The organism is Streptomyces sp. NPDC048416, assembly GCF_043200435.1.
Classification (GTDB): Bacteria; Actinomycetota; Actinomycetes; order Streptomycetales; family Streptomycetaceae; genus Streptomyces.
In genome coordinates, this window is sequence record NZ_JBICXU010000004.1 from 73,453 (window position 1) to 100,176 (window position 26,724).

General features: G+C 71.2%; 24 protein-coding genes. 12 read left to right on the forward strand and 12 right to left on the reverse strand.

The features are described 5' to 3' along the window. Positions 1-87 precede the first annotated feature (87 nt). Positions 88-642 carry a phosphatase PAP2 family protein gene (locus ACGFW5_RS06920; RefSeq protein WP_393833143.1) on the forward strand — a complete coding sequence of 185 codons (555 nt, stop codon included), beginning with the start codon at positions 88-90 and terminating at the stop codon, positions 640-642. On the opposite strand, the gene ACGFW5_RS06925 is transcribed toward ACGFW5_RS06920, so the two are convergent. From ACGFW5_RS06925 to ACGFW5_RS06960, 8 genes are all read right to left on the reverse strand, one after another. Continuing rightward, positions 593-2,413, reverse strand: a complete 1,821-nt coding sequence (locus tag ACGFW5_RS06925; protein ID WP_393833144.1) for a chitinase — start codon at positions 2,411-2,413, stop codon at positions 593-595. The genes ACGFW5_RS06920 and ACGFW5_RS06925 overlap by 50 nt on opposite strands. A gap of 98 nt (positions 2,414-2,511) precedes the next feature. Further along, a complete protein-coding gene (locus ACGFW5_RS06930) occupies positions 2,512-2,985 on the reverse strand; it encodes a hypothetical protein (RefSeq protein WP_393833145.1) in 474 nt (157 codons plus the stop codon). A gap of 200 nt (positions 2,986-3,185) precedes the next feature. Beyond that, entirely contained in the window at positions 3,186-4,607 is a 1,422-nt protein-coding gene (locus tag ACGFW5_RS06935; protein ID WP_393833146.1) for an NAD(P)/FAD-dependent oxidoreductase, read from the reverse strand. Positions 4,608-4,637: 30 nt separating this feature from the next. Next, a complete protein-coding gene (locus ACGFW5_RS06940; RefSeq protein ID WP_393833387.1) occupies positions 4,638-5,441 on the reverse strand; it encodes an ABC transporter permease in 804 nt (267 codons plus the stop codon). 8 nt (positions 5,442-5,449) lie between these two features. Further along, positions 5,450-6,376, reverse strand: a complete 927-nt coding sequence (locus ACGFW5_RS06945; protein ID WP_393833147.1) for an ABC transporter permease — start codon at positions 6,374-6,376, stop codon at positions 5,450-5,452. Next, positions 6,373-7,524 carry an ABC transporter ATP-binding protein gene (locus ACGFW5_RS06950; protein ID WP_393833148.1) on the reverse strand — a complete coding sequence of 384 codons (1,152 nt, stop codon included), beginning with the start codon at positions 7,522-7,524 and terminating at the stop codon, positions 6,373-6,375. The genes ACGFW5_RS06945 and ACGFW5_RS06950 overlap by 4 nt, the downstream gene beginning before the upstream one ends. Positions 7,525-7,671: 147 nt before the next feature. Continuing rightward, positions 7,672-8,964 (reverse strand): PotD/PotF family extracellular solute-binding protein, encoded by a 1,293-nt coding sequence (locus tag ACGFW5_RS06955; RefSeq protein WP_393833149.1) that lies wholly within the window; start codon positions 8,962-8,964, stop codon positions 7,672-7,674. Positions 8,965-9,014: 50 nt separating this feature from the next. Then, positions 9,015-10,538, reverse strand: a complete 1,524-nt coding sequence (locus tag ACGFW5_RS06960; protein ID WP_393833150.1) for a gamma-aminobutyraldehyde dehydrogenase — start codon at positions 10,536-10,538, stop codon at positions 9,015-9,017. Between the two features lie 181 nt (positions 10,539-10,719). Between ACGFW5_RS06960 and ACGFW5_RS06965 the strand changes: the two genes are divergently transcribed. Then, positions 10,720-11,283 carry an NADAR family protein gene (locus ACGFW5_RS06965; protein WP_393833151.1) on the forward strand — a complete coding sequence of 188 codons (564 nt, stop codon included), beginning with the start codon at positions 10,720-10,722 and terminating at the stop codon, positions 11,281-11,283. Between the two features lie 622 nt (positions 11,284-11,905). Here the strand turns inward: ACGFW5_RS06965 and ACGFW5_RS06970 are convergent. Next, positions 11,906-12,661, reverse strand: coding sequence for a DUF4190 domain-containing protein (locus ACGFW5_RS06970; protein ID WP_393833152.1), 756 nt, complete (start codon positions 12,659-12,661; stop codon positions 11,906-11,908). 140 nt (positions 12,662-12,801) lie between these two features. On the opposite strand from ACGFW5_RS06970, the gene ACGFW5_RS06975 reads away from it, so the two are divergent. The 5 genes from ACGFW5_RS06975 (at position 12,802) to ACGFW5_RS06995 (ending at position 18,040) form a co-directional block, all read left to right on the forward strand. After that, positions 12,802-13,833 (forward strand): adenosine deaminase, encoded by a 1,032-nt coding sequence (locus tag ACGFW5_RS06975; protein WP_393833153.1) that lies wholly within the window; start codon positions 12,802-12,804, stop codon positions 13,831-13,833. A gap of 77 nt (positions 13,834-13,910) precedes the next feature. Next, positions 13,911-14,594, forward strand: coding sequence for a glycerophosphodiester phosphodiesterase (locus ACGFW5_RS06980; RefSeq protein ID WP_393833154.1), 684 nt, complete (start codon positions 13,911-13,913; stop codon positions 14,592-14,594). Positions 14,595-14,811: 217 nt separating this feature from the next. Then, the gene (locus ACGFW5_RS06985) at positions 14,812-16,008 is read left to right on the forward strand and encodes a sensor histidine kinase (protein ID WP_393833388.1); all 1,197 of its coding nucleotides are present in this window, start codon (positions 14,812-14,814) and stop codon (positions 16,006-16,008) included. Continuing rightward, positions 16,005-16,664: a response regulator gene (locus ACGFW5_RS06990; protein WP_393833155.1), complete on the forward strand. Its 660-nt coding sequence runs from the start codon at positions 16,005-16,007 to the stop codon at positions 16,662-16,664. The genes ACGFW5_RS06985 and ACGFW5_RS06990 overlap by 4 nt, the downstream gene beginning before the upstream one ends. Before the next feature lie 164 nt (positions 16,665-16,828). Further along, positions 16,829-18,040: a serine hydrolase domain-containing protein gene (locus ACGFW5_RS06995; RefSeq protein ID WP_393833156.1), complete on the forward strand. Its 1,212-nt coding sequence runs from the start codon at positions 16,829-16,831 to the stop codon at positions 18,038-18,040. A 10-nt stretch (positions 18,041-18,050) separates the two neighbouring features. Here ACGFW5_RS06995 and ACGFW5_RS07000 read toward each other — a convergent pair whose 3' ends face one another. Continuing rightward, the gene (locus ACGFW5_RS07000; RefSeq protein ID WP_393833157.1) at positions 18,051-18,575 is read right to left on the reverse strand and encodes a hypothetical protein; all 525 of its coding nucleotides are present in this window, start codon (positions 18,573-18,575) and stop codon (positions 18,051-18,053) included. Positions 18,576-18,672: 97 nt separating this feature from the next. On the opposite strand from ACGFW5_RS07000, the gene ACGFW5_RS07005 reads away from it, so the two are divergent. After that, positions 18,673-19,371, forward strand: a complete 699-nt coding sequence (locus tag ACGFW5_RS07005; protein ID WP_393833158.1) for a 2-phosphosulfolactate phosphatase — start codon at positions 18,673-18,675, stop codon at positions 19,369-19,371. A gap of 24 nt (positions 19,372-19,395) precedes the next feature. Here the strand turns inward: ACGFW5_RS07005 and ACGFW5_RS07010 are convergent, their stop codons facing one another. Together ACGFW5_RS07010 and ACGFW5_RS07015 are read right to left on the reverse strand one after the other, a co-directional pair. Then, a complete protein-coding gene (locus ACGFW5_RS07010; protein ID WP_393833159.1) occupies positions 19,396-20,592 on the reverse strand; it encodes a spermidine/putrescine ABC transporter substrate-binding protein in 1,197 nt (398 codons plus the stop codon). 190 nt (positions 20,593-20,782) lie between these two features. Next, positions 20,783-22,231, reverse strand: a complete 1,449-nt coding sequence (locus ACGFW5_RS07015) for a gamma-aminobutyraldehyde dehydrogenase (protein WP_393833160.1) — start codon at positions 22,229-22,231, stop codon at positions 20,783-20,785. Positions 22,232-22,396: 165 nt separating this feature from the next. On the opposite strand from ACGFW5_RS07015, the gene ACGFW5_RS07020 reads away from it, so the two are divergent. The 4 genes from ACGFW5_RS07020 (at position 22,397) to ACGFW5_RS07035 (ending at position 26,382) form a co-directional block, all read left to right on the forward strand. Beyond that, positions 22,397-22,957 (forward strand): Lrp/AsnC family transcriptional regulator, encoded by a 561-nt coding sequence (locus tag ACGFW5_RS07020; protein ID WP_393833161.1) that lies wholly within the window; start codon positions 22,397-22,399, stop codon positions 22,955-22,957. After that, positions 22,942-24,321, forward strand: coding sequence for an aspartate aminotransferase family protein (locus ACGFW5_RS07025; protein ID WP_393833162.1), 1,380 nt, complete (start codon positions 22,942-22,944; stop codon positions 24,319-24,321). The genes ACGFW5_RS07020 and ACGFW5_RS07025 overlap by 16 nt, the downstream gene beginning before the upstream one ends. A gap of 172 nt (positions 24,322-24,493) precedes the next feature. Then, the gene (locus tag ACGFW5_RS07030; RefSeq protein WP_393833163.1) at positions 24,494-25,240 is read left to right on the forward strand and encodes an ABC transporter ATP-binding protein; all 747 of its coding nucleotides are present in this window, start codon (positions 24,494-24,496) and stop codon (positions 25,238-25,240) included. Then, a complete protein-coding gene (locus ACGFW5_RS07035) occupies positions 25,222-26,382 on the forward strand; it encodes a hypothetical protein (RefSeq protein WP_393833164.1) in 1,161 nt (386 codons plus the stop codon). The genes ACGFW5_RS07030 and ACGFW5_RS07035 overlap by 19 nt, the downstream gene beginning before the upstream one ends. The last annotated feature ends 342 nt before the right edge of the window (positions 26,383-26,724 follow it).

Sequence of the window (26,724 nt, forward strand, 5' to 3'; positions counted from 1 at the left end):
GAGCGGCCCACCGGTCAAGGCGGCCGCCCCGGAACCTCCCCCCCTGTTCCGGGGCGGCCGGCTTTCCTCTTCGCCACGCTGCTCTGCGTGTTCGCGGTGATCACCTGGCAGGTCGCCTCGGGCGGCCCGCTGCGCCGCCTCGACGAACGCGTCGACCCCTCCCTCACCGGCCATGGCCCGTCCTGGTTCGCCGAAGCGCTCTCCGACCTCGGCAGCATGCCCGTCGCCCTGCCGGTCCTCGCCCTCGCGATCGGGTACGCGCTGTGGCGCGGCCTGCGCCGAGGGGCCCTGATCGCCGCCGCGACGATGGCCGTGGTGCCTGTGCTCGTGGTGCCGCTCAAGGAGTGGATCGCCCGGCCCGGCCCGTTCGACCCCGCCACCGGCTACTACCCCTCGGGCCACACCGCGACCGCGATGGTCGCCTACGGCGGGGCGGCGCTGCTGCTCGGCCCCTTCGTGCGCCGCCGGTGGGTGATGCCCGCCGCCGCGGGGGCACTGACAGCGGCGACGGGCATCGGTCTCGTCCTGCACGGCTACCACTGGCCCCTGGATGTGCTCGCCAGTGTCTGCCTGTGCGGGGCGCTCCTGGTGGTCAGCTCCACGGGTATGCGTCGAAGTTCCTGGAGAACTCGCCGCCGTTGAACCGGTCCCAGTTGATGGACCAGGTCATCAGGCCGCGCAGGCCCGGCCAGCTGCCGTGCGTCTGGTACGCGCCGCAGTTGGCCTTCTTCGTCAGGCAGTCCAGGGTCTTGGTGACCTCGGCGGGGCTGGTCCAGCCGTTGCCGGCCTGGGTGGAGGCGGGCAGGCCGATGGCGACCTGGTCGGGCCGGAGCGCGGGGAACGTCTTGGCGGTGTCGCCCGCGACGGGGAAGCCGGTGAGCAGCATGTCCGTCATGGCGATGTGGAAGTCGGCGCCGCCCATCGAGTGGTACTGGTTGTCGAGGCCCATGATCGAGCCCGAGTTGTAGTCCTGGACGTGCAGCAGGGTGAGCGCGTCGCGCAGCGCGTAGATGACCGGCAGGTAGGCGCCGCAGCGCGGGTCCTGTCCGCCCCAGGGTCCCGAGCCGTAGTACTGGTAGCCCATCTGCACGAAGAACGTCTCCGGGGCCATGGTGAGGACGAACGTCGAGCCGTACTTGGCCTTGAGGGTCTTCAGTGCGTCGATGAGGTTGACGATGACGGGAGTTGTCGGGTTCCTGAAATCCGTGTCGCCGGTGTTCAGGGAGAGCGAGTGGCCTTCGAAGTCGATGTCGAGGCCGTCGAGACCGTAGTCGTCGATGATCTTCGAGACGGACGCGACGAAGGTGTCGCGTGCGGCGGTCGTGGTGAGCTGGACCTGGCCGTTCTGGCCGCCGATGGAGATCAGCACCTTCTTGCCCGCGGCCTGCTTGGCCTTGATGGCCGCCTTGAAGTCGGCGGGTGATTCGACGGTGGGGCATGTGGTGGCCGGACACAGGTTGAAGCGGATGTCGCCCGAGGTCGGTGAGGTCGGTTCGCCGAAGGCCAGGTCGATGATGTTCCAGTCGTCGGGGACGTCCGCCATGCGCGTGTAGCCCGCGCCGTTGGCGAACGAGGCGTGCAGATAGCCGACCAGGGCGTGCCCGGAGGGAGGCGGCGTGGTGCCGCCGCCGCTGGTGGTGCTCGCGCCGACGGCGGCCGACTTCGGGGACTCCCCCGCGCTGTTGGTGGCGGTGACCTGGAAGCTGTACGAGGTCGAGGCGGCCAGACCGGTCATGGTGGCCGAAGTCCCGCTCACCGAGGCCGCTTTGGCGCCGTCGCGGTAGACGGTGTAGCCGGTGGCGCCGGTGGCCGGGGACCAGCTCAGGCCGATGCCGGAGGAGGTGGCGCCGGAGGCGGTGAGCCCGGTGGGCGCCGCCGGTATCTGCACGGGCGCGCCGCCGGGGCCGATCAGGCTCACGTCGTCGGCGGTGTAGGCGGGCGTCCCGTACCAGCCGTGTGTGTAGACGCTCACCGATGTGGTGCTCGGGCCGGTCTTGAACGTCGTCGTCAGCTGCTGCCAGGTGGACGCGGACTGGGTCCAGGTCGACACATCGGTGGTGCCGGTGCCGGACGCGCCGAGGTAGACGTAACTGCCCTGGACCCAACTGCTCAGCGTGTACGTCGCGTTGGGCTGCACGGCCACGCTCTGGGAACACTGCGCGTTGTCGCTGCCGGCCGGGGTGGCCTTCAGGGCGTGGCTGCCGCCGTGCACGGGCGAGGTGACGACGGCTCCGCTGCCCGCGGTGCAGTTCCAGCCGTCGAGCGAGGACTCGAAGCCCCCGTTGCGCAGGAGGTCGGTGTCGGCGGCGTGCGCCGAGGGCGCGGCGGCGGCGAGTCCGGCCGCGGCGAGGGCCGCCGCCGTCAGGGCGGCGAGGAGCGAGGAACGTGCGGCCGGATGTCTGGTGCGATCCACAACTGCCTCCGGGCAAGGGGGTATTGAGACAGGAAGTGCGCACAACATGGTCCAGACCAATCGGCTTGTCAAGGTCCCTGGCAGACAGCCGCCCCCGCTCAGCCCTCCTTGCCCCGGTTGCCGCCGTCGTGTGCGATATGGGCGGCGGCCTCGTGCATCGCCAGCTCAAGCAGGGCCGGATCGGTCAGGGTGCCCGAGCCGTCGGGCGGCACCAGCCAGCGCACTCCGCCGGTCGCGCGGCCCGGGTAGGGCACCACGATCCAGGTGCCGTGCCCCGCGCCCCGCACGCCCGTGCCGAGCCAGCGCGCGGCCGTGCCGGGCGGCACGAAGAAGCCCATCCGGGCATCGCCGAAGTCGGCCAGCACCGGACCCGGCCGGCCCACGAGCCGGCTCAGCACATCGAGCGCGCCGTGCCCGAGCCCGCCCGGCAGGATCAGTACGTCCCAGCGCCGGCCCGCCGGCAGGAGCGCCACACCCAACGGGTTGCGCTCCCACTCCCACCGGCAGGCGTCGGGATCCGGCGCCACCGACGCCAGCCATTCCACCGCGCTCTTTGCCCCCGAGGCAGTCATTGCCGTCCTCCGTTCCCAGGCCATGTGGCCGGACGCACAGGCTGCGTCCATCAGGGAGAGGGGCTTGGGGGCGAGTTATGACGCGACTTCGGCGGATCGTCGGTGGTGAACCGAATCACGCCCTCCACACGCGTGCGCCCCCGGCGTGGCCGGAGGCGCCCAGCAGAATCAAGCGCCCGCGTGTACGGGCGCGCAGAGGGTCAGCTGTCGAAGCCGAGGCCGACCCGGTCCATGGCCTTGAGCCACAGATTGCGCCGGCCGCCGTTCTCGTCGGCGCGGGCCAGCGACCACTTGGTGATGCCGATGCCCGCCCAGGCCACCGGCTCCGGCGGGAACGGCAGCGGCTTGGTGCGCACCATCTCCAGTTCGGTGCGCTCGGTGGGCTCCCCGGCCAGCAGGTCGAGCATCACATCGGCGCCGAAGCGGGTCGCGCCGACACCCAGCCCGGTGTACCCGGCGGCGTAGGCGACGCGGCCGCCGTGGGCGGTGCCGAAGAACGCCGAGAAGCGCGAACAGGTGTCGATGGCGCCGCCCCAGGCGTGGCTGAAGCGCACCCCCGCCAGCTGCGGGAAGCAGTGGAAGAACTGTTCGGCGAGCTTGGCGTACGTCTCGGGCCGGTCGTCGTACTCGCTGCGCACCTTCTTGCCGTACTGGTAGATGGCGTCGTAGCCGCCCCACAGGATGCGGTTGTCGGCGGAGAGGCGGAAGTAGTGGAACTGGTTGGCCGCGTCCCCGAGCCCCTGGCGACGGGACCAGCCGATGGACGCGAGCTGGGCCCCGGTCAGCGGCTCGGTCATCAGCGCGTAGTCGTACACCGGCACCGTGTAGGGGCGCAGCCGTTTGACCAGCGAGGGGAACACATTGGTGCCGAGCGCGACCTGCTCGGCGCGGATCCTGCCGTACGGGGTGCGTACGCCCATGCCGGCGGCGACCCGGGCCAGCGAGAGGCCCGGGGTGTGCTCGTGGATCCGTACGCCCAGATCGAGGCAGGCCTGCTTGAGGCCCCAGGCGAGCTTGGCCGGGTGGAGCATCGCGACGCCCTCGCGGTCCCAGAGGCCGCCGAGGAAGGTCGGCGAGTCGACCTCGGCGCGCATCTGCCCCGCGTCGAGGAGTTCGAGCCCGCCGAAGCCGAGTCTGGTCGCCTCCTCGTACATCTCGTGCAGCTCGTCGAGCTGGTGGGGCTCGGTGGCGACGTCGATCTCACCGGTCCGCTCGAAGTCGCAGTCGATGCGGTAGCGGGCGACGGCCGCGCCGATGGCGTCGAGGTTGGCCGCGCCCAGCTCTTCGAGCCTGGCCAGCTCGTCGGGCCAGCGGGCGAGTCCGTTGCCCAGGCCGTGGGTGAGGGAGGCCGCGCAGAAGCCGCCGTTGCGGCCGGAGGCGGCCCAGCCGATCTCCTTGCCCTCGATGAGGACGACGTCGCGCCCCGGTTCGCGCTCCTTGGCGATGAGCGCGGTCCACAGGCCGCTGTAGCCGCCTCCGACGACGAGGAGGTCGCAGGTCTCGTCGCCGGTGAGGGCGGGCAGCGCCTCGGGGCGGCCGGGGTCCTCCAGCCAGAAGGGGACGGGCTTCGCGCCCGCCAGGGACTGCCGTGCTGCACTGTTCATGGCTCGGGTCACGGCCATGATTTCCAACTCCCTCAGAACTGCGTACGGTTACGCTTTCGCGCTGTTCTTGCGCCGGTTGGCAATGAATTGTCCAGCGGCGACCACCACGACGGCGATGAGGAACATCGCCGTCCCGATGACGTTGATCTGCACGGGTGTGCCGCGCTGCGCCGAGCCCCACACGAACATGGGGAAGGTCACGGTGGAGCCCGCGTTGAAGTTGGTGATGATGAAGTCGTCGAAGGAGAGCGCGAAGGCGAGCAGCGCGCCCGCCGCGATGCCGGGCGACGCGATCGGCAGCGTCACCCGCAGGAACGTCTGGACCGGGCCTGCGTAGAGGTCGCGCGCGGCCTCCTCAAGGCGCGGGTCCATGGACATCACGCGTGCCTTGACGGCGGTGACGACGAAGCTGAGGCAGAACATGATGTGGGCGATCAGGATCGTCCAGAAGCCGAGCTTGGCGCCCATGTTCAGGAAGAGCGTGAGCAGCGAGGCGGCCATCACGACCTCGGGCATCGCCATCGGCAGGAAGATCAGTGAGTTGATCGCGCCGCGCGCCCGGAACCGGTAGCGCACCAGGGCGAAGGCGATCATCGTGCCGAGCACGGTCGAGCCGATCGTCGCCCACAGCGCGATCTGGAGGGACAGCGAGAGCGAGCCGCACATGTCGGCGACGCCGCACGGGTCCTGCCAGGCGTCGGTGGAGAACCGCGTCCAGGAGTAGTTGAAGCGCCCGTTCGGCTTGTTGAACGAGAACACCATGACGACGACGTTGGGCAGGATCAGGTACGCGAGCGTCGCGAGCCCCGCGATGACCACGAGGTTGCGGCGCAGCCATTTGATGATGGGCATGAGACTCATCAGACCAAGTCCTCCGTCCCGGATCGGCGGATGTAGACGGTGACCATGATCAGGACGATCGCCATCAGGATGAAGGAGAGTGCGGCGGCCGTCGGATAGTCCAGGACCCGCAGGAACTGGGACTGGATCACGTTGCCGACCATCTTCTGGTCGGTGGAGCCGAGCAGTTCGGCGTTCACGTAGTCGCCGCTCGCGGGGATGAAGGTGAGCAGGGTGCCCGAGACGACGCCGGGCATCGACAGCGGGAAGGTCACCTTGCGGAAGGTGGTGGCGGGGGTGGCGTACAGGTCGCCCGCCGCCTCGTGCAGCCGGGAGTCGATGCGCTCAAGCGAGGTGTACAGCGGCAGGATCATGAACGGCAGGAAGTTGTAGGTGAGTCCGCAGACCACCGCCATGGGCGTGGCGAGGACCCGGCTGCCCTCGGTCCAGCCCAGCCAGCTCGTGACGTCCAGGATGTGCAGCGTGCCGAGCGCGTGCACCACGGGCCCGCCGTCGGCCAGGATCGTCTTCCACGCCAGCGTGCGGATGAGGAAACTGGTGAAGAACGGCGCGATGACCAGGACGAGGACCAGGTTGCGCCAGCGGCCGGCCTTGAAGGCGATGAGGTACGCCAGCGGGTAGCCGAGCAGCAGACAGAGAATCGTCGCCGTTCCCGCGTACAGCAGGGAGCGGACGAACTGCGGGTAGTACTCCTTGAAGGCGTCCCAGTACGTCTGGAAGTGCCAGGTGACCCGGAAGCCCTTCTCAAGTGAGCCGGTCTGTACGGAGGTTGAGGCCTGGTACACCATCGGCAGCGCGAAGAACACGATCAGCCAGAGGATGCCGGGCAGCAGCAGCCAGTACGGCACGAGCCGCTTGCGGGTGGACGCCCTGCGCGCGGGAGGGCCCTCCGTGGGCGCCGTGGGCGCCTCGACGACGGCGCTCACGCGGTGTCCTCGACCTTCTCCACGCCCGCGTCGATCGCCTGGGCCGCGTCGAGGCCGAAGGTGTGCGCAGGGTTCCAGTGCAGGACGACCTCGGCGCCGGGGAGGAGCCCCGCGCGCCGGTCCACGTTCTGCTCGTACACGGACAGGCCGTTGCCCGCCGGGGAGTCGATCAGGTACTGGGTGGAGACGCCGATGAACGAGGAGTCGACGATGCGCCCGGTGATGCGGTTGCGGCCGTCGGCGATCGCGCCCTCGTCGTCGCGGTGGGCGAGCGAGATCTTCTCGGGGCGCACGCCGACGAGGAGCTTGCCGCCGCTGACCGCGGGGGCCGAACATCGTCCGCCGGGCAGCTTCAGTTTGGCGCCGCCCGCGGTGACGACGAGGTCGTCGCCGCTCTTCTCCGCCACCTCCGCCTCGATGAGGTTGGAGGTGCCGAGGAAGTTCGCGACGAAGGTGGTCTGCGGGTTCTCGTACAACTCCGCGGGCGCGCCGAGCTGTTCGACCCGGCCGCCGTTCATCACCGCGACGGTGTCGGCCATCGTCATGGCCTCCTCCTGGTCGTGGGTGACATGGACGAAGGTGATGCCGACCTCGGTCTGGATGCGCTTGAGCTCCAGCTGCATCTGGCGGCGCAGTTTCAGGTCGAGGGCGCCCAGCGGCTCGTCCAGGAGCAGCACCTGGGGGTGGTTGATGAGCGCGCGGGCCACCGCGACGCGCTGCTGCTGCCCGCCGGAGAGCTGATGCGGCTTGCGCCGGGCGAAGTCGCCCAGCTGGACGAGCGCCAGCATGTCGTCGACCTGCTTCTTCACCGACTTGATGCCCCGCCGGCGCAGCCCGAAGGCGATGTTCTCGGTGACGTCCAGGTGCGGGAAGAGGGCGTACGACTGGAAGACGGTGTTCACCGGCCGCTTGTACGGCGGCAGGTCGGTGACGTCCTTGTCGCCGAGGAAGACCGTGCCGGTGGTCGGCTCCTCAAGACCCGCGATCATGCGGAGCGTGGTGGTCTTGCCGCAGCCCGAGGCGCCGAGCAGCGCGAAGAACGAGCCCTGCGGAACGGTCAGTTCGAGCGGATGGACGGCGGTGAAGGAGCCGTACGTCTTGCTGATCCCGGTGAGGCGGACATCGCCGCCTGCGGTGCTGTCAGTCATGGGTGGGGTCCCAGGGGGTCGAGAGGAAGGGGGAGGGGCTGGCGCCTTTGAGGGTGCCGAGGCCAAGCGCCCTGAGGGGCGCGGGGAACTGCGCGGCCGGCCGCAGTCGGCCCGCACCCGAAGGACGAGCACACCGAAGCGGAGCGCTCACGCTCCGATGAGCCGGGAGAACTTCTGCTCGTACGCCGTCTCCTCGGCCTCGCTGAGCGAGCGGAAGGAGTGGGACTTCGCGCTCATCGCCTTGTCCGGCAGGATCAGCTCGTTCGCCGCGAGCGCCGGATCGATCCTGGCGAGATCGTCGCGGACACCGTCGACCGGGCACTGGTAGTTGATGAACGCGGCGAGCTTGGCGGCCACCGGCAGCTCGTAGTAGTAGTCGATGAGTTTTTCCGCGTTGCTCTGGTGCCGGGCCTTCGCCGGGACCAGCAGGTTGTCGCTCGACGTCATGTAACCGGCCGCCGGGATCGCATACTTGATGTCCGGGTTGTCGGAGCGCAGCTGGGTGACGTCGCCGCCCCAGGCGACACAGGCCGCGAGGTCGCCCTTGACCAGGTCGCCGGTGTAGTCGTTGCCGGTGAAGCGGCGGATCTGCTTGGAGTCGACGCCCTTCTGGAGCCGGCCGATCGCGGCGTCGAAGTCGGCGTCGGTGAACTTCGCGGGGTCCTTGCCGAGGTCGAGCAGGGTCATGCCGACGGAGTCGCGCATCTCGGACAGGAAACCCACCCGGCCCTTGAGGCTGGGGTCGTCCAGGAGCTGGGTGATCGAGTCGACCTTCTTGCCGCCGGTCGCCTTGGCGTTGTAGGCGATGACGGTCGGGATGCCGGTCCAGGGGTAGGAGTAGGCGCGGCCGGGGTCCCAGTCGGGCGAGCGGAACTGGGGGGCGAGGTTGGCGTAGGCGTGCGGCAGGTGCGCGGGGTCGAGCTTCTGTGCCCAGCCGAGCCGGATGAGCCGGGCGGCCAGCCAGTCGGTGAGCACCATGAGGTCGCGGCCGGTGTCCTGGCCACCGGCGAGCTGCGGCTTGATCTTGCCGAAGAACTCGACGTTGTCGTTGATGTCCTCGGTGTACTTGACCCGGATCCCGGTGCGGCGGGTGAACTCGTCCAGCGTCGGATGGTGCTTCTTGTCGTCGCTGATGTCCATGTACTGCGTCCAGTTGGAGAAGTTGACCTCCTTCTCCTGCGCGGAGTGGTCCGCGTTGGACGGTCCGGTGCCGTTCTCCTTCGTGGCCGCCGGGATGCCACAGGCGCTCAGGGTGGCAAGGCCGCCGACGGCGAGCGCGCCGACGCCCGATGCGCGCAGCAGGGAACGGCGGGTCAGGGCGCCCCTGCCGTTGGTCAGGCTGCGCCGCATGGCGGCCAGTTGGGCCGCGGCGAGAGGGCCGCCCCTGCCCGCTCGATCGGAGTCGAGAGCGTGGGAAGGGTCGGACTCGTACTGCTCCATGCGCTGTGTGCCCTTTCGGGTGGGTTCGGTGGCCTGGTCGGGCCCCTCGGCTATCGGTCCCCGAAGATCGTGCGGTGCCAGTCCTTCCTCGGCACCGCTGTGTTGTCGTACATCACATGCTTGACCTGCGTGTACTCCTCGAAGGAATACGCCGACATGTCCTTTCCGCTGCCGCTCGCCTTGTAGCCGCCGTGCGGCATCTCGCTGATGATCGGAATGTGGTCGTTGATCCAGACACAGCCCGCTGTGATCTCGCGCGTCGCCCGTCCCGTGCGGTACACGTCGCGGCTCCATGCGGAGGCGGCGAGTCCGTAGGGCGTGTCGTTGGCGAGCCCGATGCCCTCGTCGTCGGTGTCGAAGGGCAGCACGACCAGGACCGGGCCGAAGATCTCGGCCTGCACAACCTCGCTGTCCTGGGGGGCGTCCGCGATGAGGGTGGGCCGGTAGTAGGCGCCGGCGCCCTCGGGGGCCTCGCCGCCGGTGACGATCCGGGCGTATCCCCTGGCCCGCTCGACGAAGGCCGCGACACGGTCCCGGTGGACGTGGGAGATCAGCGGCCCGAGGTCGGTGTCCGCGCGGAAGGGGTCGCCGAGGCGGACGGTCTCCATGAGGGCGGCGACCTGCTCGACGAAGGCCTCGTACAGGGGGCGTTGCACATAGGCGCGGGTGGCGGCGGTGCAGTCCTGGCCGGAGTTGATGAGCGAGGCGGCGACCGCGCCGTGCACCGCGGCCTCCAGGTCGGCGTCGTCGAACACCACGAAGGGGGCCTTGCCGCCGAGTTCGAGGTGGACGCGCTTGACGGTGCGGGTGGCGATCTCCGCGACCCGCTTGCCGACGCCGGTGGAGCCGGTGAAGGAGGTCATGACGACGTCCCGGTGCCCGACGAGATGCTCGCCCGCGTCCTTCCCGGCCCCGCTGACGATGTTGACCACACCGTCCGGGATGCCGGCCTCCTTCGCCGCCTCGGCGAACAGGAGGGAGGTCAGCGGGGTGATCTCGGCGGGCTTGAGGACGATGGTGTTGCCCGCCGCGATCGCCGGGAGGATCTTCCAGGCAGCCATCTGGAGCGGGTAGTTCCAGGGGGCGATGGACCCGACGACCCCGATGGGCTCGCGGCGTACGTAGGAGGTGTGGTCGCCGGAGTACTCACCGGCCGAGCTGCCCTCCAGATGCCGGGCGGCGCCCGCGAAGAACGCGGCGTTGTCGACCGTGCCGGGGACGTCGAACTCCCGGGTCAGCTTGATGGGCTTGCCGCACTGAAGGGACTCCGCCTGCGCGAACTCCTCGGCCCGCTCGGCCAGGACACCGGCCAGGCGGTGCAGGGCGGCCGAGCGGTCCCCGGGCGTGGTGGCGGACCAGCCGGGGAACGCCCCCTTGGCCGCGGCCACCGCGGCGTCGACATCGGCGGGGCCCGCGAGCTCGTACGTGTACACCGTCTCCCCCGTCGCGGGATCGACCACCTCGTGGGAGCGGCCCGAGGTGCCGGGGCGCAGAACCCCGCCGATGTACTGGGCGCCGGCCGCGAAGCGGTCCTGCGCGGGGAAGCGGTTGCCGGTGCCGTTGTCGGTGTCCATGTGGCCCACGTTCTTCGTAGCTTCAGCTCGATTTGAGTGACGATCCTGGCAGAGTGACCTCAGGCCAACAAGTGATTCCGTTGTTGCCTTTTGATTACGCGACGGAATCTGTCGACCATGTGTCGCGTCGGGGCGGTCACGGCCCGACGGGTTGTCAGTGGCGCGTGCCAGACTCGCGTGCATGGGAAAGATCACGGGGGACCGCGCGCCGCTGGACGCGCTGATCGCGCAGGTCAAGAGCGGTGAGCGGATCAAGTTTCTGCACTTCTGGGGCCATGCGCCGAGGCGCGACGGGGCGCTGGGGCCGAGCTGTTTCAGTCAGTGGTGGCCCTCCCCCTTCACGGTGGAGGGTGTCGCGTACGCGACGGCCGAGCACTGGATGATGGCGGCGAAGGCCCGGCTCTTCGGGGACGCGGAGGCGGAGCGCGCGGCGCTGACGGCGGCGAGCCCGGCGCTGGCGAAGAAGGCGGGACGTCTGGTGCGCGGCTTCGACGAGGCGGTGTGGTGCCGGGAGCGGTACGGGATCGTGCTGGCCGGCTGTCTGCACAAGTTCGGCCAGGACGAGGCGCTGCGGGCGTATCTGCTGGGCACCGGCGAGCGGGCGCTCGTCGAGGCGAGTCCGCTGGACAGGATCTGGGGCATAGGCCTGGCGGCCGACGCGCCACAGGCGGAGGATCCCGCGCGATGGCGCGGCCTGAACCTGCTGGGCTTCGCCCTGGGCGAGGCCCGCGCGCGGCTCCGCTGAGCGGCGGGGCCCGCCGGGCCTGGCTGGCTCCGCCTCGGGCGCGGCCCGCGCGCGGCTGCGCTGAGCGGCGGGGCCCGCAGGGACCGGCTGGCCTCGCCCGCGGCCGAGGCCCGCGCGTGGTTGCGCTGAGCGGCGGGATCCGCCGGGACTGGCTGGCTCCGCCCCGGGCGCGGTCCGCGCGCGGCTGCACTGAGCGGCGGGGCCCGCCGGGACCGGATGGCTCCGCCCCGGGCGCGGCCCGCGCGTGGCTGCACTGAGTGGCGCGGCCCGCCAGGACTGCCTGGCTTCGCCCCGGGCGCGGTCCGCACGCGGCTGGGCCCGCGGGACCGGGTGGTCTCGCCCGCGGCCGAGGCCCGCGCGTGGTTGCGCTGAGCAGCGGGGCCCGCAGGGACTGCCCGGCTTCGCCCCGGACACGACCCGCACGCGGCTGGACCCGCAGGGACTGCCTGGCCTCGCCCCGGCGCGCCCGCCCGCGGCTGGGCCTGCGGGGCTCGCGCTGGTCGGGTTCGCGAAACGTGCGTTTGCGCTGGGCTCGGCGTACGCAGCGCGCAGCGCCCCGTGCCCTGGCGGTCGGACCGATGTCGGCCGGCCGCCCGCCAGGGCGAGGGTGCCGCGTCGTTCCTCAGCGGGTCAGCACGGTCGCCGACATGGCGTTCCAGTAATCGTAATCGTCGTGCCGCGAGGATTTGTCGGCGAAGGCCACGATCACCAGCACCAGGATCGCGATGCCCAGCACGATGCCGATGATGCCCATGACGACACCCGCCACGGCCTGGCCCCGGTTGTTCGCCTCACCCCGAGCCGCCCTGCCCTTGCCGAGCAGCCCGAATATCAGGGCCAGCACGCCGAGCACGATGCCGGCTATGCCCCACGTGCAGAACATGGACGCGCAGGCGATGATGCCGAGCACCATCGCGGCGGTGCCGAACCCGTTCTGCGGGGCGCTCATCCCGGCCCAGCCGGGGTAGCCGTAGGAGGGCTGCTGGCCCGGGTAGCCGGGGTAGCCGCCGGTCTGCGCGGGCTGCTGCGGATACGCGGGGTAGCCGTAACCACCGGGATCCGGCTGTCCCGGCGGAGGTATCTGCGCGCCCGCGGGGTAACCGTAACCGCCGGGACCGGGCTGGCCCGATGGCGGCGTCGGCGCCCCCGAGGGGTAGCCGTAGTTGCCGGGCGCCTGCTGTCCGGGCGCGCCCGGCGGGGGCGCTGAACCAGGAGCGCCCGGGGCACCGTTCGGGGCGCCGGTGGGCGGCGCGGGCATCGAGACGACGGTCTGCTGATCGTGCACCGACGGCTTGTCCAGCGGAACCTTGTGCTCCGGCGGCGCCCAGGGGTCGCGCGGCTCCTGGCCTCCCGGCGGCTGCTGGGTGTTCTCTGACATGGGCCTCCCCCATCGTGGTTCCGTCATGCTACGGCCCCGGGTCCCGGGGCGATCCGCCCGGCCTACCATGATCCCCGACCGGCGAAGGCCCCACGACGCCGACCGCCCGAGGACCCTCGCGGCAGACTCTGGAGGACCCCATGACCGACCTGCACCCCTTCATCGCGGGGCTGCCCAAGGCCGAGCTCCACGTGCACCACGTCGGCTCCGCCTCCCCGCGCATCGTGGCCGAACTCGCGGCCCGCCACGCGGATTCGAAGGTCCCCACCGACCCCGAGGCGCTTGCCGATTACTTCACGTTCACGGACTTCGCACACTTCATCGACGTCTACCTGTCGGTCGTGGACCTGATCCGCACGCCCGAGGATGTGCGCCTTCTCACCTACGAGGTGGCCCGTGACATGGCCCGGCAGAACATCCGCTACGCCGAGTTGACCATCACGCCGTTCTCCTCCACCCGCCGCGGCATCGACGAGCGTGCGTTCATGGACGCCATCGAGGACGCCCGCAAGGCCGCCGAGACCGAGCTCGGCACGGTGCTTCGCTGGTGCTTCGACATTCCGGGTGAGGCGGGCCTCGACGCGGCCGCCGAGACCGCCCGGCTCGCCACCGAGGACGGCGTGCGCCCCGAAGGCCTGGTCTCCTTCGGCCTGGGCGGACCGGAGATCGGGGTGCCGCGCCCGCAGTTCAAGCCCTACTTCGACCGGGCCATCGCCGCCGGCCTGCACTCCGTACCGCACTCGGGCGAGTCCACCGGGCCCCAGTCGATCTGGGACGCGCTGACCGAGCTGCGCGCCGAGCGCATCGGCCACGGCACCAGCGCCACCCAGGACCCGGCGCTCCTGGCCCATCTGGCCGAGCACCGGATCGCTTTGGAGGTCTGCCCCACGTCCAACCTGGCGACCCGGGTGGTGCCGAGCCTGGACGAGCACCCGGTCAAGGAGATGGTCGCGGCGGGCGTCCTCGTGACCATCAACAGCGACGACCCGCCGATGTTCGGCAGCGACCTGAACAACGAGTACGCGGTCGCCGCCCGCCTCCTGGACCTGGACGAGCAGGGTCTCGCCGGTCTTGCCAAGAACGCGGTGGACGCCTCCTTCCTCGACCCGGCGGGCAAGACGAAGCTGACCGCGGAGATCGACGACTACACGGCGAAGTGGCTCGCCCGCTGACGTAGGTCGGCGCTGCGCCGGCCGGTCGGGCCCCGCACCGGCTGGCCGCCCCCGCCGCCGCTCCGCACAATGACCCCATGCGCACCGTGACAGCCGTGGCCCACCGCGGCGACCCGTACCGCGTCCGCGAGAACACGCTCCCCTCCATCGCCTCGGCCCTGGAGCGGGGCGCCGACGCGGTCGAGATCGACGTCCGTACGACCCGGGACGGCGTGCCCGTGCTGCTGCACGACGACACGCTGAAACGGCTGTGGGGCATCGAACGCCCCCTGGCCGCGCTGCCGTACGAGGAGGTGCGGGAGGTGTCCGGCGGCGGGATCCCCACCCTGCGCCAGACTCTGATGGCGGTCGGCGCTCACCGGGTGCTGATCGATCTGCCGGGCGCCACCGAGGAGTCGGTGCGCACGGTGGTGAACACGGTCCGCGAGTGCGGCGCGGGCGAGCGGGTCTACTACTGCGCGGGGCCGGTCGCCATGCTGTGGGTCCGCGCCGCCGACCCGGGCGCCGAGATCGCCCTGACCTGGACGAAGCCCGCGCCGCCGCGCCCCGCTCTGGTCGACGCGGTGAAGCCGCGCTGGCTCAACCACCGTTTCGGACTTGTCGATGCGGACCTTGTGGAGCGGATCCACCGGGACGGGATGCTGGTCTCGGCCTGGACCGCTGACACCAGGCGCACCCAGCGCCGCCTCGTCGAGCACGGCGTGGACTCGATCACCACCAACCGGGTGGAGACGTTGCGAAAGGTCCTGGCCGCGCGATAGCGACGGACTGACAAGCGGGCACCACACGACGGGCGGGCGGGGGCGCGGGATGAGTGCGGGCCGATGGGCGGCGCGGCTGCGGACGCGGGCACGGGTACGGGTACGGGCGCGGGCACGGGTACGGGTAGGGGTGGCCCCGGGTCGACTCGCCGCGCGGCTGCGGGCGGCGAACGGGTGGGTCGTCGACATCGGTCTCGCCCTGCTGGTGCAGGTGGCGATGTCGATCCCGTTCGTCGTGGGCAGGCCCGACGGGCTGCGCCCCGCGACCTGGGCGGACTACGGGCTGACCTCGCTGTGCGTCCTGCCGCTGGTGTGGCGGCGCCGGGCCCCGGTGACCGTGACGCTCGCGGTCCTGGCGGCGGGAGCGGCGTACAAGCTGACCCTCGACGGGCCCGGCCAGCCGCTGCCCTACCCGGGGCTCATCGCCCTCTACTCGGTGGCGTCGCTCTGCCCGGCGCGCCGCAGGATCGGCGTCGCCGCCCTGGTCGCGGCCCTCATCGCACCCTCGGTGGCACTCAACACCCAGGACGCCAAGGAGCTGATGTTCTCCTTCTTCGTCTTCGGCGCCGCGTACGCGCTCGGACGGCTCACCCACACCCGCCAGGCCTACACCGCGGCCGTCGAGGACCGTGCGGCGCAGCTGGAGCGGGCCAACCGCATCGAGGCCGAGCAGGCCACAGCGCGCGAACGCGCCCGTATCGCGCGGGAGATGCACGACATCCTGTCGCACGCCGTCGCCATCATGGTCGTGCAGGCGGAGGCGGGTCCCCTGGCGGTGCGGGCGGCGCCCGCCCGGGCGGAGGCCGCGTTCGAGGCGATCTCCGAGACGGGCCGGGACGCGATGGTGCAGCTGCGCCGGATGCTGGGCGTGCTGCGCGAGGAGGACACCCCGGACGCGGTCCCGGCCCCGCGCACACCGCAACCCGGGGTGGCGGAACTGCCCGCGCTGGCCGAGCGGGTGTCGCGGAGCGGCCCTTCGGTGGCGTACGAGGTGAGCGGCGAACCCCGCCCGCTCCCACCGGACACGGGGGCGGCGGTGTACCGGATCGTGCAGGAGGCCCTGACGAACGCGGTCAAGCACGCCGCGGCCACGTCCGTGTCCGTCCAACTGGCTTACGCACACGACGAGTTGACGATCACGGTCCTGGACGATGGACGGGGCCTCGCGCCGGGGCCCTCCGGCGACTCCGGCCCCCGCGCCCGCCCCGACACCGACACCGGCACCGGCACCGGGCACGGCCTGATCGGGGTGCGTGAGCGGGCGGCGGCACACGGCGGCGCCGCGTCGGCGGGTCCGGGCCCGGGCGGCCGGGGCTTCGCCGTGCGGGCCACCATCCCGCTGACCCCCCGCGCCCCGGCCCCGCGCCCCTCGCCCTTGCGCCCGGTACGCTCCCGACCGGAGGTGGGGGCATGACGATCCGTGTGGTGGTGGCCGACGACCAGGAGCTGGTGCGCAGCGGCTTCGCCCTGATCCTGGACGTACAGGAGGACATCGAGGTCGTCGCCGAGGTCGGCGACGGCGTGCAGGCCGTCGAGGCCGTACGCCGACTGGCACCCGATGTCGCGCTGCTCGACATCCGGATGCCACGCCTGGACGGCATCGAGGCGTGCCGTGAGATCAGCGCGCGCGGCGCCTGCCGCACGGTGATGCTGACCACCTTCGACTCCGATGCCTATGTGTACGAGGCGCTGCACGCCGGGGCGAGCGGCTTCCTCCTCAAGGACGTCCGCCGGGACGATCTGGTGCATGCGGTGCGGGTGGTGGCGGCCGGGGACGCGCTGCTCGCGCCGTCGGTGGCTCGCCGGCTCATCGCCGAGTACACGTCCCGGCCCGCGGCGCCGGCTCCCGCGGGGCGGCTCGACGCGCTGACCGCGCGCGAACGCGAGACGCTGCTGCTGCTCGGCCGGGGCCTGTCGAACGCGGAGATCGCGGCCGAACTCACGGTCTCCGAGCACACGGTGAAGACGCACGTCGGCAATGTCCTGGCGAAGCTGGGGCTGCGTGACCGCGTCCAGGCGGTGATCTGCGCGTACGAGACGGGCCTGATCGCCACGGGCGCGCCCTCCTGAGCGGCGCGCCTCCCCCGCGTGAGGGAGGCGCACGACGTCGGGCTCCCCCGCGCCGGGGAGGAGCCGGCCCCTCGGAACCGCTCGGCTCGGCGATCCGCGCGCGGGCCGTGATCAGCAGGATGGGTCCATCAGCCCGACCGTCCCTCGATCACGGAGAACCCGCCATGAACGCCCGTAGCCGCACCGCCCTGTTCGCCACCGCCCTGATCCTCGGCATCCCGGCGGCCCCCGCCATCGCCTCGGCCCCTTCGCCCGTGACGGCGGGGGCAGCCGCCCGCCACTCCACGGGCGCCCTCGACACCGCCGCTCTGCGTGCGGCCATCGCCGACGCCGGGAAGCCGGGCGCGGACGCGACGGCCGCGCTGGTGCGGATCGGGGGCAGCGAGGGGAGCTGGGCCGGGGGCGCGGGGGTGCACGACCTGGCAAGTGGCGCCCCCGCGGATCCGGGCGGCCGCTTCCGGGCGGGTTCGGTCACCAAGGTCTTCACCGCGGCCCTGGTCCTCCAGCTCGCGAGCGAGGGCAGGGTCGACCTGGACCGGCCGGCGCGCGCCTACCTTCCCGACCTGATTCCGGCCGCGTACGCACATGTGACGGTGCGTCAACTCCTGAACCACACCAGCGGCATACCGTCGGTGGGTTCGCCCGACGACTCCCTGGACTACCTGTACGCGCACCGCTTCGAGGGCCGCGACCCGGCGGACGTGGTGCGCGAGGCGACCGCCCAGAAGCCGGACTTCGCGCCCGGCACCGCGCAGCACTACGACAACATCGGCTACACCGTGGCGGGCCTGCTCATCGAGCGGGTGTCCGGCGACTCCTACGCCCACCAGCTCGCCACCCGCATCGTGCGGCCGCTGCACCTGGAGAACACGTATGTGCCCGGCGCCGATCCCACGATCCGCGGCCCGCACAACCACGGCTACCAGCTCTTCACCGCGCCGGACGGCTCGAAGCGGCTGCGGGACGTGACGGTGTGGGGCGCGGGAGACACCTTCGCGGCGGGCGACCTGATCTCCACCACGGCCGACCTGGAACGCTTCACGCGTGCCCTGTTCGCCGGTCATGTGGTGCGCGGCGCGCAGCTGAAGGAGATGTTCACGACGCCCGGCCGCTCGGTGCGCACGTGGCAGACGGGCGCGCCCGCCGCGTACAGCGTGGGCCTGTCGACGATGCGGCTCGGCGGCCGCCAGGTGTGGGGCAAGACGGGCGGCCGCTACGGCTACACCACCATCATCGCCGCCACGTCGTCACCCGACGGACAGCTTGCCCGCACCCTGGTCTACAGCGTCAACTCCACGGACGCCAAGGGCTCGGACATGAACCCCACCGCACGGAAGATCATGGTCGCCACCTTCGGCGCCCCGGACCCCTCCTGACGCACCCCCCTCACACCGGCACGGCGGCGCCCACCGGAATGGGGCCCATCCCCTCCAGCGCCTTGATCTTGCGCCGCACCACGTACAGCGGGATCACCCCGAACACCCCGAAGGACATGTCGATCACCGACCACCACAAGGGGATGCCCCGGACGGGCCCGCAGATCAGGGCGAGCGGGATGACTCCGGCGCATGCGATCATCCCGAACTCGACGACCCAGACGTTGCGCACGGGGTCCCGCACGACGCCGTAGAAGGCGACGGCGATGACGAGATGGGCGAAGGCCAGCCAGTCCGTGCCGTACAGCAGGAAGGGGTAGTCGGCGTCGGCGGATTCGAGCCCGGCACGAACCCTGCCGATCCACCCGGCAAGCCCCGGCAGCCACTCCCCCAGCGGGGTGTTGTGCAACAGGGCCTGGGTCCAGTGGAGTTCGTGCACGAGGGGAAAGGCCGTCAGCCCGCTCAGGACGAGACAGACGACGAACACGGCCACCCATACACGTATACGCCTCAGCAGGGCGCTTCGCTCGCTCATGATCGCAGCGTACGCCCATATTGAACGCGTTCAATAACTGGGGCGGGGGAGGGAAATGCCCAGCACCCGGGGCCGGGTGTGCGTGATCATCGTTTGTATGGACTCTCGATTCCTCGGCATCCCCGAGCTGACCCGGACCCCGGCCGTGGCCGTCGTGGTTGATGTCATGCGGGCCTTCACGGTGGCCGCCCACGCGTTCGGTCAAGGGGCGGAGAAGATCGTGCTGGCCGGCTCGGTGGACGAAGCCCTCGCCCTCAAGGGGCGCCATCCCGGCTGGGTGGCGCTCAAGGACGGTCCCCCCGCGCCCGGGTTCGACGCCGTCAACTCGCCCGGTCTGCTGCGGTCCATCGACCTCGCCGGGCGGACCGTGGTGCAGAAGACCACCGCGGGGACGGTCGGCGCCCTCGCGGTGAAGGACGCCTCGCTGGTGCTGTGCGCCGGCTTCGTGGTGGCCGAGGCGACGGCCGGGCTCCTGCGGGCGCGCAGGAGCCACGGCGTCACGTATGTGGTGACCGGCGAGGACGGCCGGGCCGACGAGGACCGGGCGTGCGCCGAGTACATCGCGCGCCGGGCCGAGGGCGGCGGGACGGACGCCGCCGGGTTCCTCCGGCGCGCGGCCGGGTCACGCGCGGCGGCGGAGCTGGCGGAGGGGGTGCGCCAGGGGGTCCACCCCGACGATGTCGCGCTCTGCCTCGAAGTCGACCGGTTCCCCTTCGCGATGGTGGCGGCCGTGGAGGACTCGCTCATGGTGCTGCGCCCCTGCCCCGTACCACCGTCACCATCGCCCTCACCCTGACGCGCGTCCGAGCGTCGCGCCCGCCTACAGGCCCACGATCGCGTTCCACCGCTTGGCGAATTCGACGCGTTCCTCGGAGGTGATGTCCCGGGCGATCGCGAGGCGGCGCCGCATCGCGTCGTCGGGGAAGATCAGGGGGTTCTCGGCGAGTTCGGCCTCGTCCTTGTTCTTGGAGGAGGCCAGGACCTCGCGGGCGGCCGGGACCGGGCAGACGTAGTTGACGGACGCGGCGAGTTCGGCGGCGACCTCGGGGTCGTAGTAGTAGTCGACCAGGGCTTCCGCGTTCGCCTTGTGGCGGGCCAGGTTGGGGATCATCATCGACTCCGCCCACAGCTCCGCGCCCTCCTCGGGTACCACGAACTCGATGTCGGGGTTGTCCGCCTGGAGTTGGAAGACGTCGCCGCTGTAGGCCTGGCAGGCCAGGACGTCGCCCTTGTTGAGGTCGCTGGTGTAGTCGTTGCCGGTGAAGCGGCGGATCTGCCGGTTCGCGACCTGCTTCTCCACCTGGTCGCACATGCGGTGGAAGTCGTCGGCCGTCCACCGCGTGATGTCGACGCCGTTGCCCTGCATGAGCAGGGCGAAGGATTCGTCGAGGCCGGAGAAGAGCGTCACCTTGCCGGCCAGGCGCGGGTCCCACAGGTCGCTCACGTGCCTCAGCTCGCGGCCGAGCTTCTTCCTGTTGTACGCGATGCCGGTGATCCCGGACTGCCACGGGACGCTGTGCAGACGCCCGTTGTCGAAGGCGGGGGTGCGCAGTTGGGGGTCGAGGTGGCGGGCGACGTTGGGCTGCTTGGCCCGGTCCATCTCCTGCACCCAGCCGAGCCGTACGAACCGGGCCGCCATCCAGTCGCTGATGACCATGAGGTCGCGGCCGGTCTCCTGATGGTTCATCAGGGCGGGACTGATCTTCCCGAAGAACTCGTCGTTGTCGTTGATCTCCTCGGTGTAGGTGACGGAGATCCCGGTGTTCTTGGTGAACGCCTCCAGGGTGGGCCGCTTGGAGGCGTCGTCGTCGTCGACGTCTATGTAGAGCGGCCAGTTGGCGAAGGTGAGGGACTTGTCGGCCGCCGAGCGGTCGCGTCCGGCCCGCTCGCCCGGTGCGACGTACGCCGCGGGGACCCCGCAGCCGGCCAGCGCGGCGAGCGCCGCCCCGCCGCCGAGGGCGCGCAGGAGGCTGCGGCGGGAGAAGGGGCTGCTGGCGCGGTGCGCGGTCGGTGGCATGTCCGCAGGATGCCCGGCCGCGCCCACGGGCTTCAATGGACGCTGCGTCCAGCCCTGCGCCCCAGGCCGGACACCCTGTCGGGCCGATCGGGACAGCGGGAAGGGGCGGGGGAACAACTCCCCCGCCCCTTCCCGGTGTTCAGGCCCGGTGTTCAGGCCCGGTGTTCAGGCCCTGCGTTCAGGCTTCGGCTCAGCCCTCGATGGACGTCATCACGTGCTTGATGCGGGTGTAGTCCTCGAAGCCGTACGCGGAGAGGTCCTTGCCGTAGCCGGACTTCTTGAATCCGCCGTGCGGCATCTCGGCGACCAGCGGGATGTGGGTGTTGATCCACACGCAGCCGAAGTCGAGGTTCTTGGACATCCGCATGGCGCGGGCGTGGTCCTTGGTCCACACGGAGGAGGCCAGCGCGTACTCGACGCCGTTGGCGTACTCCAGGGCCTGGGCCTCGTCGGTGAAGGACTGGACGGTGATGACCGGCCCGAACACCTCGTTCTGGATGATCTCGTCGTCCTGCTGGAGGCCGGAGACGACGGTCGGGGCGTAGAAGTAGCCCTGGTCGCCGACCCGGTGGCCGCCCGCCTCGACCTTGGCGTGCGCGGGCAGGCGCTCGATGAAGCCGGTGACCTGCTTCAGCTGGTTGGCGTTGTTGAGCGGGCCGTACAGCACGTCGGCGTCGTCGGGCTGCCCGGTCTTGGTGTCGGCGGCGGCCTTGGCGAGCGCGGTCACGAACTCGTCGTGGATCGACTCGTGGACGAGGACGCGGGTGGCGGCCGTGCAGTCCTGACCGGCGTTGAAGTAGCCCGCGACCGCGATGTCCTCGACGGCCTTGGCGATGTCGGCGTCCTCGAAGACGACGACCGGGGCCTTGCCGCCCAGCTCCAGGTGGACGCGCTTGACGTCCTTGGAGGCGGACTCGGCGACCTGCATGCCGGCCCGTACGGAACCGGTGATGGAGGCCATCGCCGGGGTCCTGTGCTCGACCATCGCGCGGCCGGTGTCACGGTCTCCGCACACGACGTTGAAGACGCCCTTGGGCACGATCGCGCCGATGATCTCGGCGATCAGGACGGTCGAGGCGGGCGTGGTGTCCGACGGCTTGAGGACGACGGTGTTGCCCGCGGCGAGCGCCGGGGCGAACTTCCACACGGCCATCATCATCGGGTAGTTCCACGGCGCGACCTGCGCGCACACGCCGACCGGCTCGCGGCGCACGATGGAGGTCAGACCCTCCATGTACTCGCCGGCGCTGCGGCCTTCGAGCAGCCGGGCGGCGCCCGCGAAGAAGCGGATCTGGTCCACCATCGGCGGCACTTCTTCGGTGCGGGTGAGCTCCAGCGGCTTGCCGGTGTTCTCCGACTCGGCGGCGATCAGCTCCTCGGCGCGCTCCTCGAAGGCGTCCGCGATCTTGAGCAGCACGCGCTGGCGCTCGGCCGGCGTGCTGTCGCGCCAGGCGGGGAACGCCCTGGCGGCGGCGGCCATGGCGGCGTCGACGTCCTCCTGGCCGGAGAGCGGGGACGTCGCGTACGCCTGGCCCGTGGCGGGGTTGACCACCTCGATGGTCCGCCCGTCGGCGGCATCGCGGAACTCCCCGTCGATGTAGTTACGTAGCGTGCGCAGCCGACGCAGTTCGGTGGTCACTTCGCTGGCCTCCCGGTCCGATGTCCGATGGATGAGACAACCCACCCTAGTCGGTCGAGCGACGCTTTCGACAGACCCGACGCCCCTGAACTTCGGATTCAGTTCCCGGAAGGTCTCGGAACAACGAATTTCATCGCTTTGGGGTTGCGGGACGGACCGGGTCGGGTGCACAGTGGCTCCGTGGCCAGCCGAAGCACAGACCCCAGGATCGGGAACGGATCACCCTCCCGGCTCCCGACCCCCGCCCCGCAGGGCGACGCCGCGCGTCGCTCCAACGGGACGTCGATCGATGCCGTCTCCCTGGCGATCATCGAGCAGCTCCAGGAGGACGGGCGTCGTCCGTACGCCGCGATCGGCAAGGCCGTGGGCCTGTCCGAGGCGGCCGTGCGCCAGCGCGTACAGAAGCTGCTCGACCAGGGCGTCATGCAGATCGTCGCCGTCACCGACCCGCTCACCGTGGGATTCCGGCGTCAGGCGATGGTCGGCATCCGCGTCGAGGGAGACCTCGACCCCGTGGCGGAAGCGCTGACGGCCATGGCCGAATGCGAGTACGTGGTGGTGACCGCGGGCTCCTTCGACCTGATGGTGGAGGTCGTCTGCGAGGACGACGACCACCTGCTCGAAGTGATCAACAAGAGGATCCGCGCCCTCCCCGGCGTGCGCTCCACCGAGAGCTTCGTCTACCTCAAGCTGAAGAAGCAGACCTATATGTGGGGAACCCGATAGCCGTGAGCAAGGACCTGAGCCGTACCGCCTACGACCACCTGTGGATGCACTTCACCCGCATGTCGTCGTACGAGAACGCCCCCGTTCCCACCATCGTGCGTGGCGAGGGCACCTACATCTACGACGACAAGGGAAAGAAGTACCTCGACGGCCTGTCGGGCCTGTTCGTCGTCAACGCCGGCCACGGCCGTCACGAGCTCGCCGAGACCGCGTACAAGCAGGCTCAGGAACTGGCCTTCTTCCCGGTGTGGTCCTACGCCCACCCCAAGGCCGTCGAGCTCGCCGAGCGCCTTGCGAACTACGCGCCGGGCGACCTCAACAAGGTCTTCTTCACCACCGGTGGCGGCGAGGCCGTCGAGACCGCGTGGAAGCTGGCGAAGCAGTACCACAAGCTCACCGGCAACCACACGAAGTACAAGGTCATCTCGCGTGCGGTCGCCTACCACGGCACCCCGCAGGGCGCCCTGTCCATCACCGGGCTGCCCGCCCTGAAGGCACCCTTCGAGCCGCTGGTCCCCGGCGCGCACAAGGTGCCGAACACCAACATCTACCGCGCCTCGATACACGCCGACGACCCGGTGGCCTTCGGCCGCTGGGCCGCCGACCAGATCGAGCAGGAGATCCTGTTCGAGGGTCCCGAGACCGTGGCCGCCGTCTTCCTTGAGCCGGTGCAGAACGCGGGCGGCTGCTTCCCGCCGCCGCCCGGCTACTTCCAGCGGGTCCGCGAGATCTGCGACAAGTACGACGTGCTGCTCGTCTCCGACGAGGTCATCTGCGCCTTCGGCCGCCTCGGCACGATGTTCGCCTGTGACAAGTTCGACTACGTACCGGACATGATCACCTGCGCCAAGGGCATGACCTCGGGCTACTCCCCGATCGGCGCCTGCATCATCTCCGACAAGCTGGCGGAGCCCTTCTACAAGGGTGACAACACCTTCCTGCACGGCTACACCTTCGGCGGCCACCCGGTCTCCGCGGCGGTGGGCCTGGCCAACCTCGACATCTTCGAGAAGGAAGGCCTCAACCAGCACGTGCTCGACAACGAGGACGCCTTCTTCAACACGCTGAAGAAGCTCCACGACCTGCCGATCGTCGGCGACGTCCGCGGCAACGGGTTCTTCTACGGCATCGAGCTGGTGAAGGACAAGGCCACCAAGGAGACGTTCAACGACGAGGAGACCGAGCGCGTCCTGTACGGGTTCCTCTCCAAGGCGCTGTACGACAACGGCCTGTACTGCCGGGCCGACGACCGCGGCGACCCGGTGGTCCAGCTGGCCCCGCCGCTGATCTCCGACCAGTCGACGTTCGACGAGATCGAGGGCGTCCTGCGTCAGGTCCTGACGGAGGCCTGGACAAAGCTCTGAGCCACCCCGTCCCCGGCCCGGCCGCGCCCATCCGAGTGAGATGGGCGCGGCCGGGCCGCGTGCTGTTGGGACAGCCACACCCCACTGCCTAGCGTGCCCAGTGACCGATCGGCCCTGCCTTCGTTCCCCCGTACGAGGAGCAGGAAATCTGATCTGAACCGAGGTGTGCACGATGGTGGCTCCGCCGGACAACGACGTGCTGTGGGCGCGTTCCCTGCACCACTCCCACAGTGGATCGCCCGCCCTGACCGGGGTCAGCGTGGGGGTCCGCGAAGGCGAGATCCTTGCCGTCGGCGGCCCGCGCGGCTGCGGCAAGACGACCCTGCTGCGCTGCCTCTCGGGCACCCTGGTGCCGGACGAGGGCGAGGTGTGGTTCAACAGCGCGCCCGTCCACACCCTGGGCGTCGTGGCCCGCGAACGGCTGCGCCGCGACCGGTTCGCCTGGATCGACCCCGAGCCCACCCTGGTCCCGGAGCTGAGCGCCTGGGAGAACGCCGCCCTGCCCCTGCTGCTGCGCGGCGTCGCGCACCGCACCGCGAAGAAGGCCGCGCTCGAATGGCTCGAACGCCTGGACATCGACACCTGCGCGAAGAAACGCCCGCACGCCCTGCTCCAGGGGCAGCGCCAGCGCGTCGCGATCGCCCGCGCCCTGATCACCGCGCCCGCCGTGCTGTTCGCCGACGAACCGACCGCGACCCTGCACCGCACCGACCGGGCGCAGGTGCTGCGCACCCTGCTGACCGCGGCCCGCTCCCACCACATCACCACGCTGATCGCCACGCACGACACGGACGTGGCGACCCTCGCCGACCGCACGGTGGTGCTCATCGACGGACGCCGGGTCAACCCCCGGGGCAAGAACGGCAAGAACGATCCTTCGGATGCGGAGGGTATCGCCGCGTGCTCGCTCTCCGTCTAGCCCGCGGCACCCACCCGCTGGTCCTGCTGCGCCGCCTGCTGGTGTCCGCCGCGTCCGCCGGGGTCGGCTTCCTCCTGCTGTGCACGCTCGGCCACGCGGTCGGCCATCCCGGCGCCTCGGTCCTGCGGCTGCTGTGGTGCGTGGTCCCGCTGGCCGCCACGGCGCACTTCGCGGTCGCGGTCGCGCGCACCGACCCCAGCACGCGGCCACGCCCAGGGCTCTCCGCGGTGGGCCTGGGCCCGGCCCGTCTCGCCGCGATCGCCGCCGCGTCCACCGCGATCACCTGCACCCTCGGCTCGGCGGTGGCCCTCCTCGTCTACCTCCACCTGCGCGGTGACATCACCGGGCTCCCCTTCGACGGCGCCGCGTCCGGTCTGCTCGCCGCGGACCAGCCGATGCCGGTCGCGGCCGCCCTGACCCTGCTCGCGGTGCTGCCGGTGACGGCCTCGGCGGCTGCCGGTCTCACGCTGCGCCCCCGGCGCGCCACGCGGCCCGGCGACCGGAGCGACCCGGTGCACCCCGAGGAGCCGGCACCCGCGCCCAGCGGACTGCCCTGGGGCTGCGCGCTGCTCACGGCGGGCCTGGCGATGGAGACGTACGCGAGCAGGGGCGCCACGGGCTCGGCGTTCCCGATGCCGGGCCACCCGGAGAACAGCACCGCCGGAGTGCTCGCCGGCTGGGCGCTGACCGCCCTCGGCCTCGCCTTCGCGGGCCCCGCGCTCACCCACTTCAGCGGGCGGCTGCTGCAACTGGCCCGGCCGGGCGTCGCGCGCCTGCTCGCGGGCCGCGTCCTGATGGCGGAGGCCCGCCGCATCGGGCGCCCCCTCGGCGTGGTGTGCGCGGTGGCCTCGGCGGCGATCGCGGCGGCGGTCCTGTACGGCGACCAGGTGGGGCCGCACCCGTTCGGCCCGCTCACCGGGCTCGGCGCGGCGCTGGTGATGAGCTGCACGGTGGCCACGCTGCTCACCGCGGCCCTGGAGTCCCGGCACGCCCGCGCCCACACCACGGCGGCCCTCCTGTCACTCGGCACCCCGGCGGCAGTCCTCAGAACCGCAACGGCCCTGCGCGCACTGGCCCTCCTGGCGGTCTTCACCCCCGTAACCGTAACCATCGCGGAAGTAGCCGCCCTACCCCTGAGATAGCCCCCCCCACACAGATACACGCTTCATCTATCAGCGGGGCGCGTACAGGGGGCCTACAGAGGGGTGCCCGGTCCGAGGGCGGCCCTACAAAGGGGGTTCCGGACCAGCGCGGGGCGCCCTACAGGGGCGCGGGGAACTGCGCGACAAGCCACACAGGACCCGCACCCGAAGACCGACCTCTCAAGGGGCGCGGGGAACTGCGCGAGCAACCAGCAACGGCCCGCGCCCGGCAACCGCGAGCAACCAGCAACGGCCCGCACCCGGCAACCGCGAGCAACCAGCAACGGCCCGCGCCCGAAAGACGGCGCAGCCGAAGGCGGCATCGAGGGGCCCGGGGTCCAA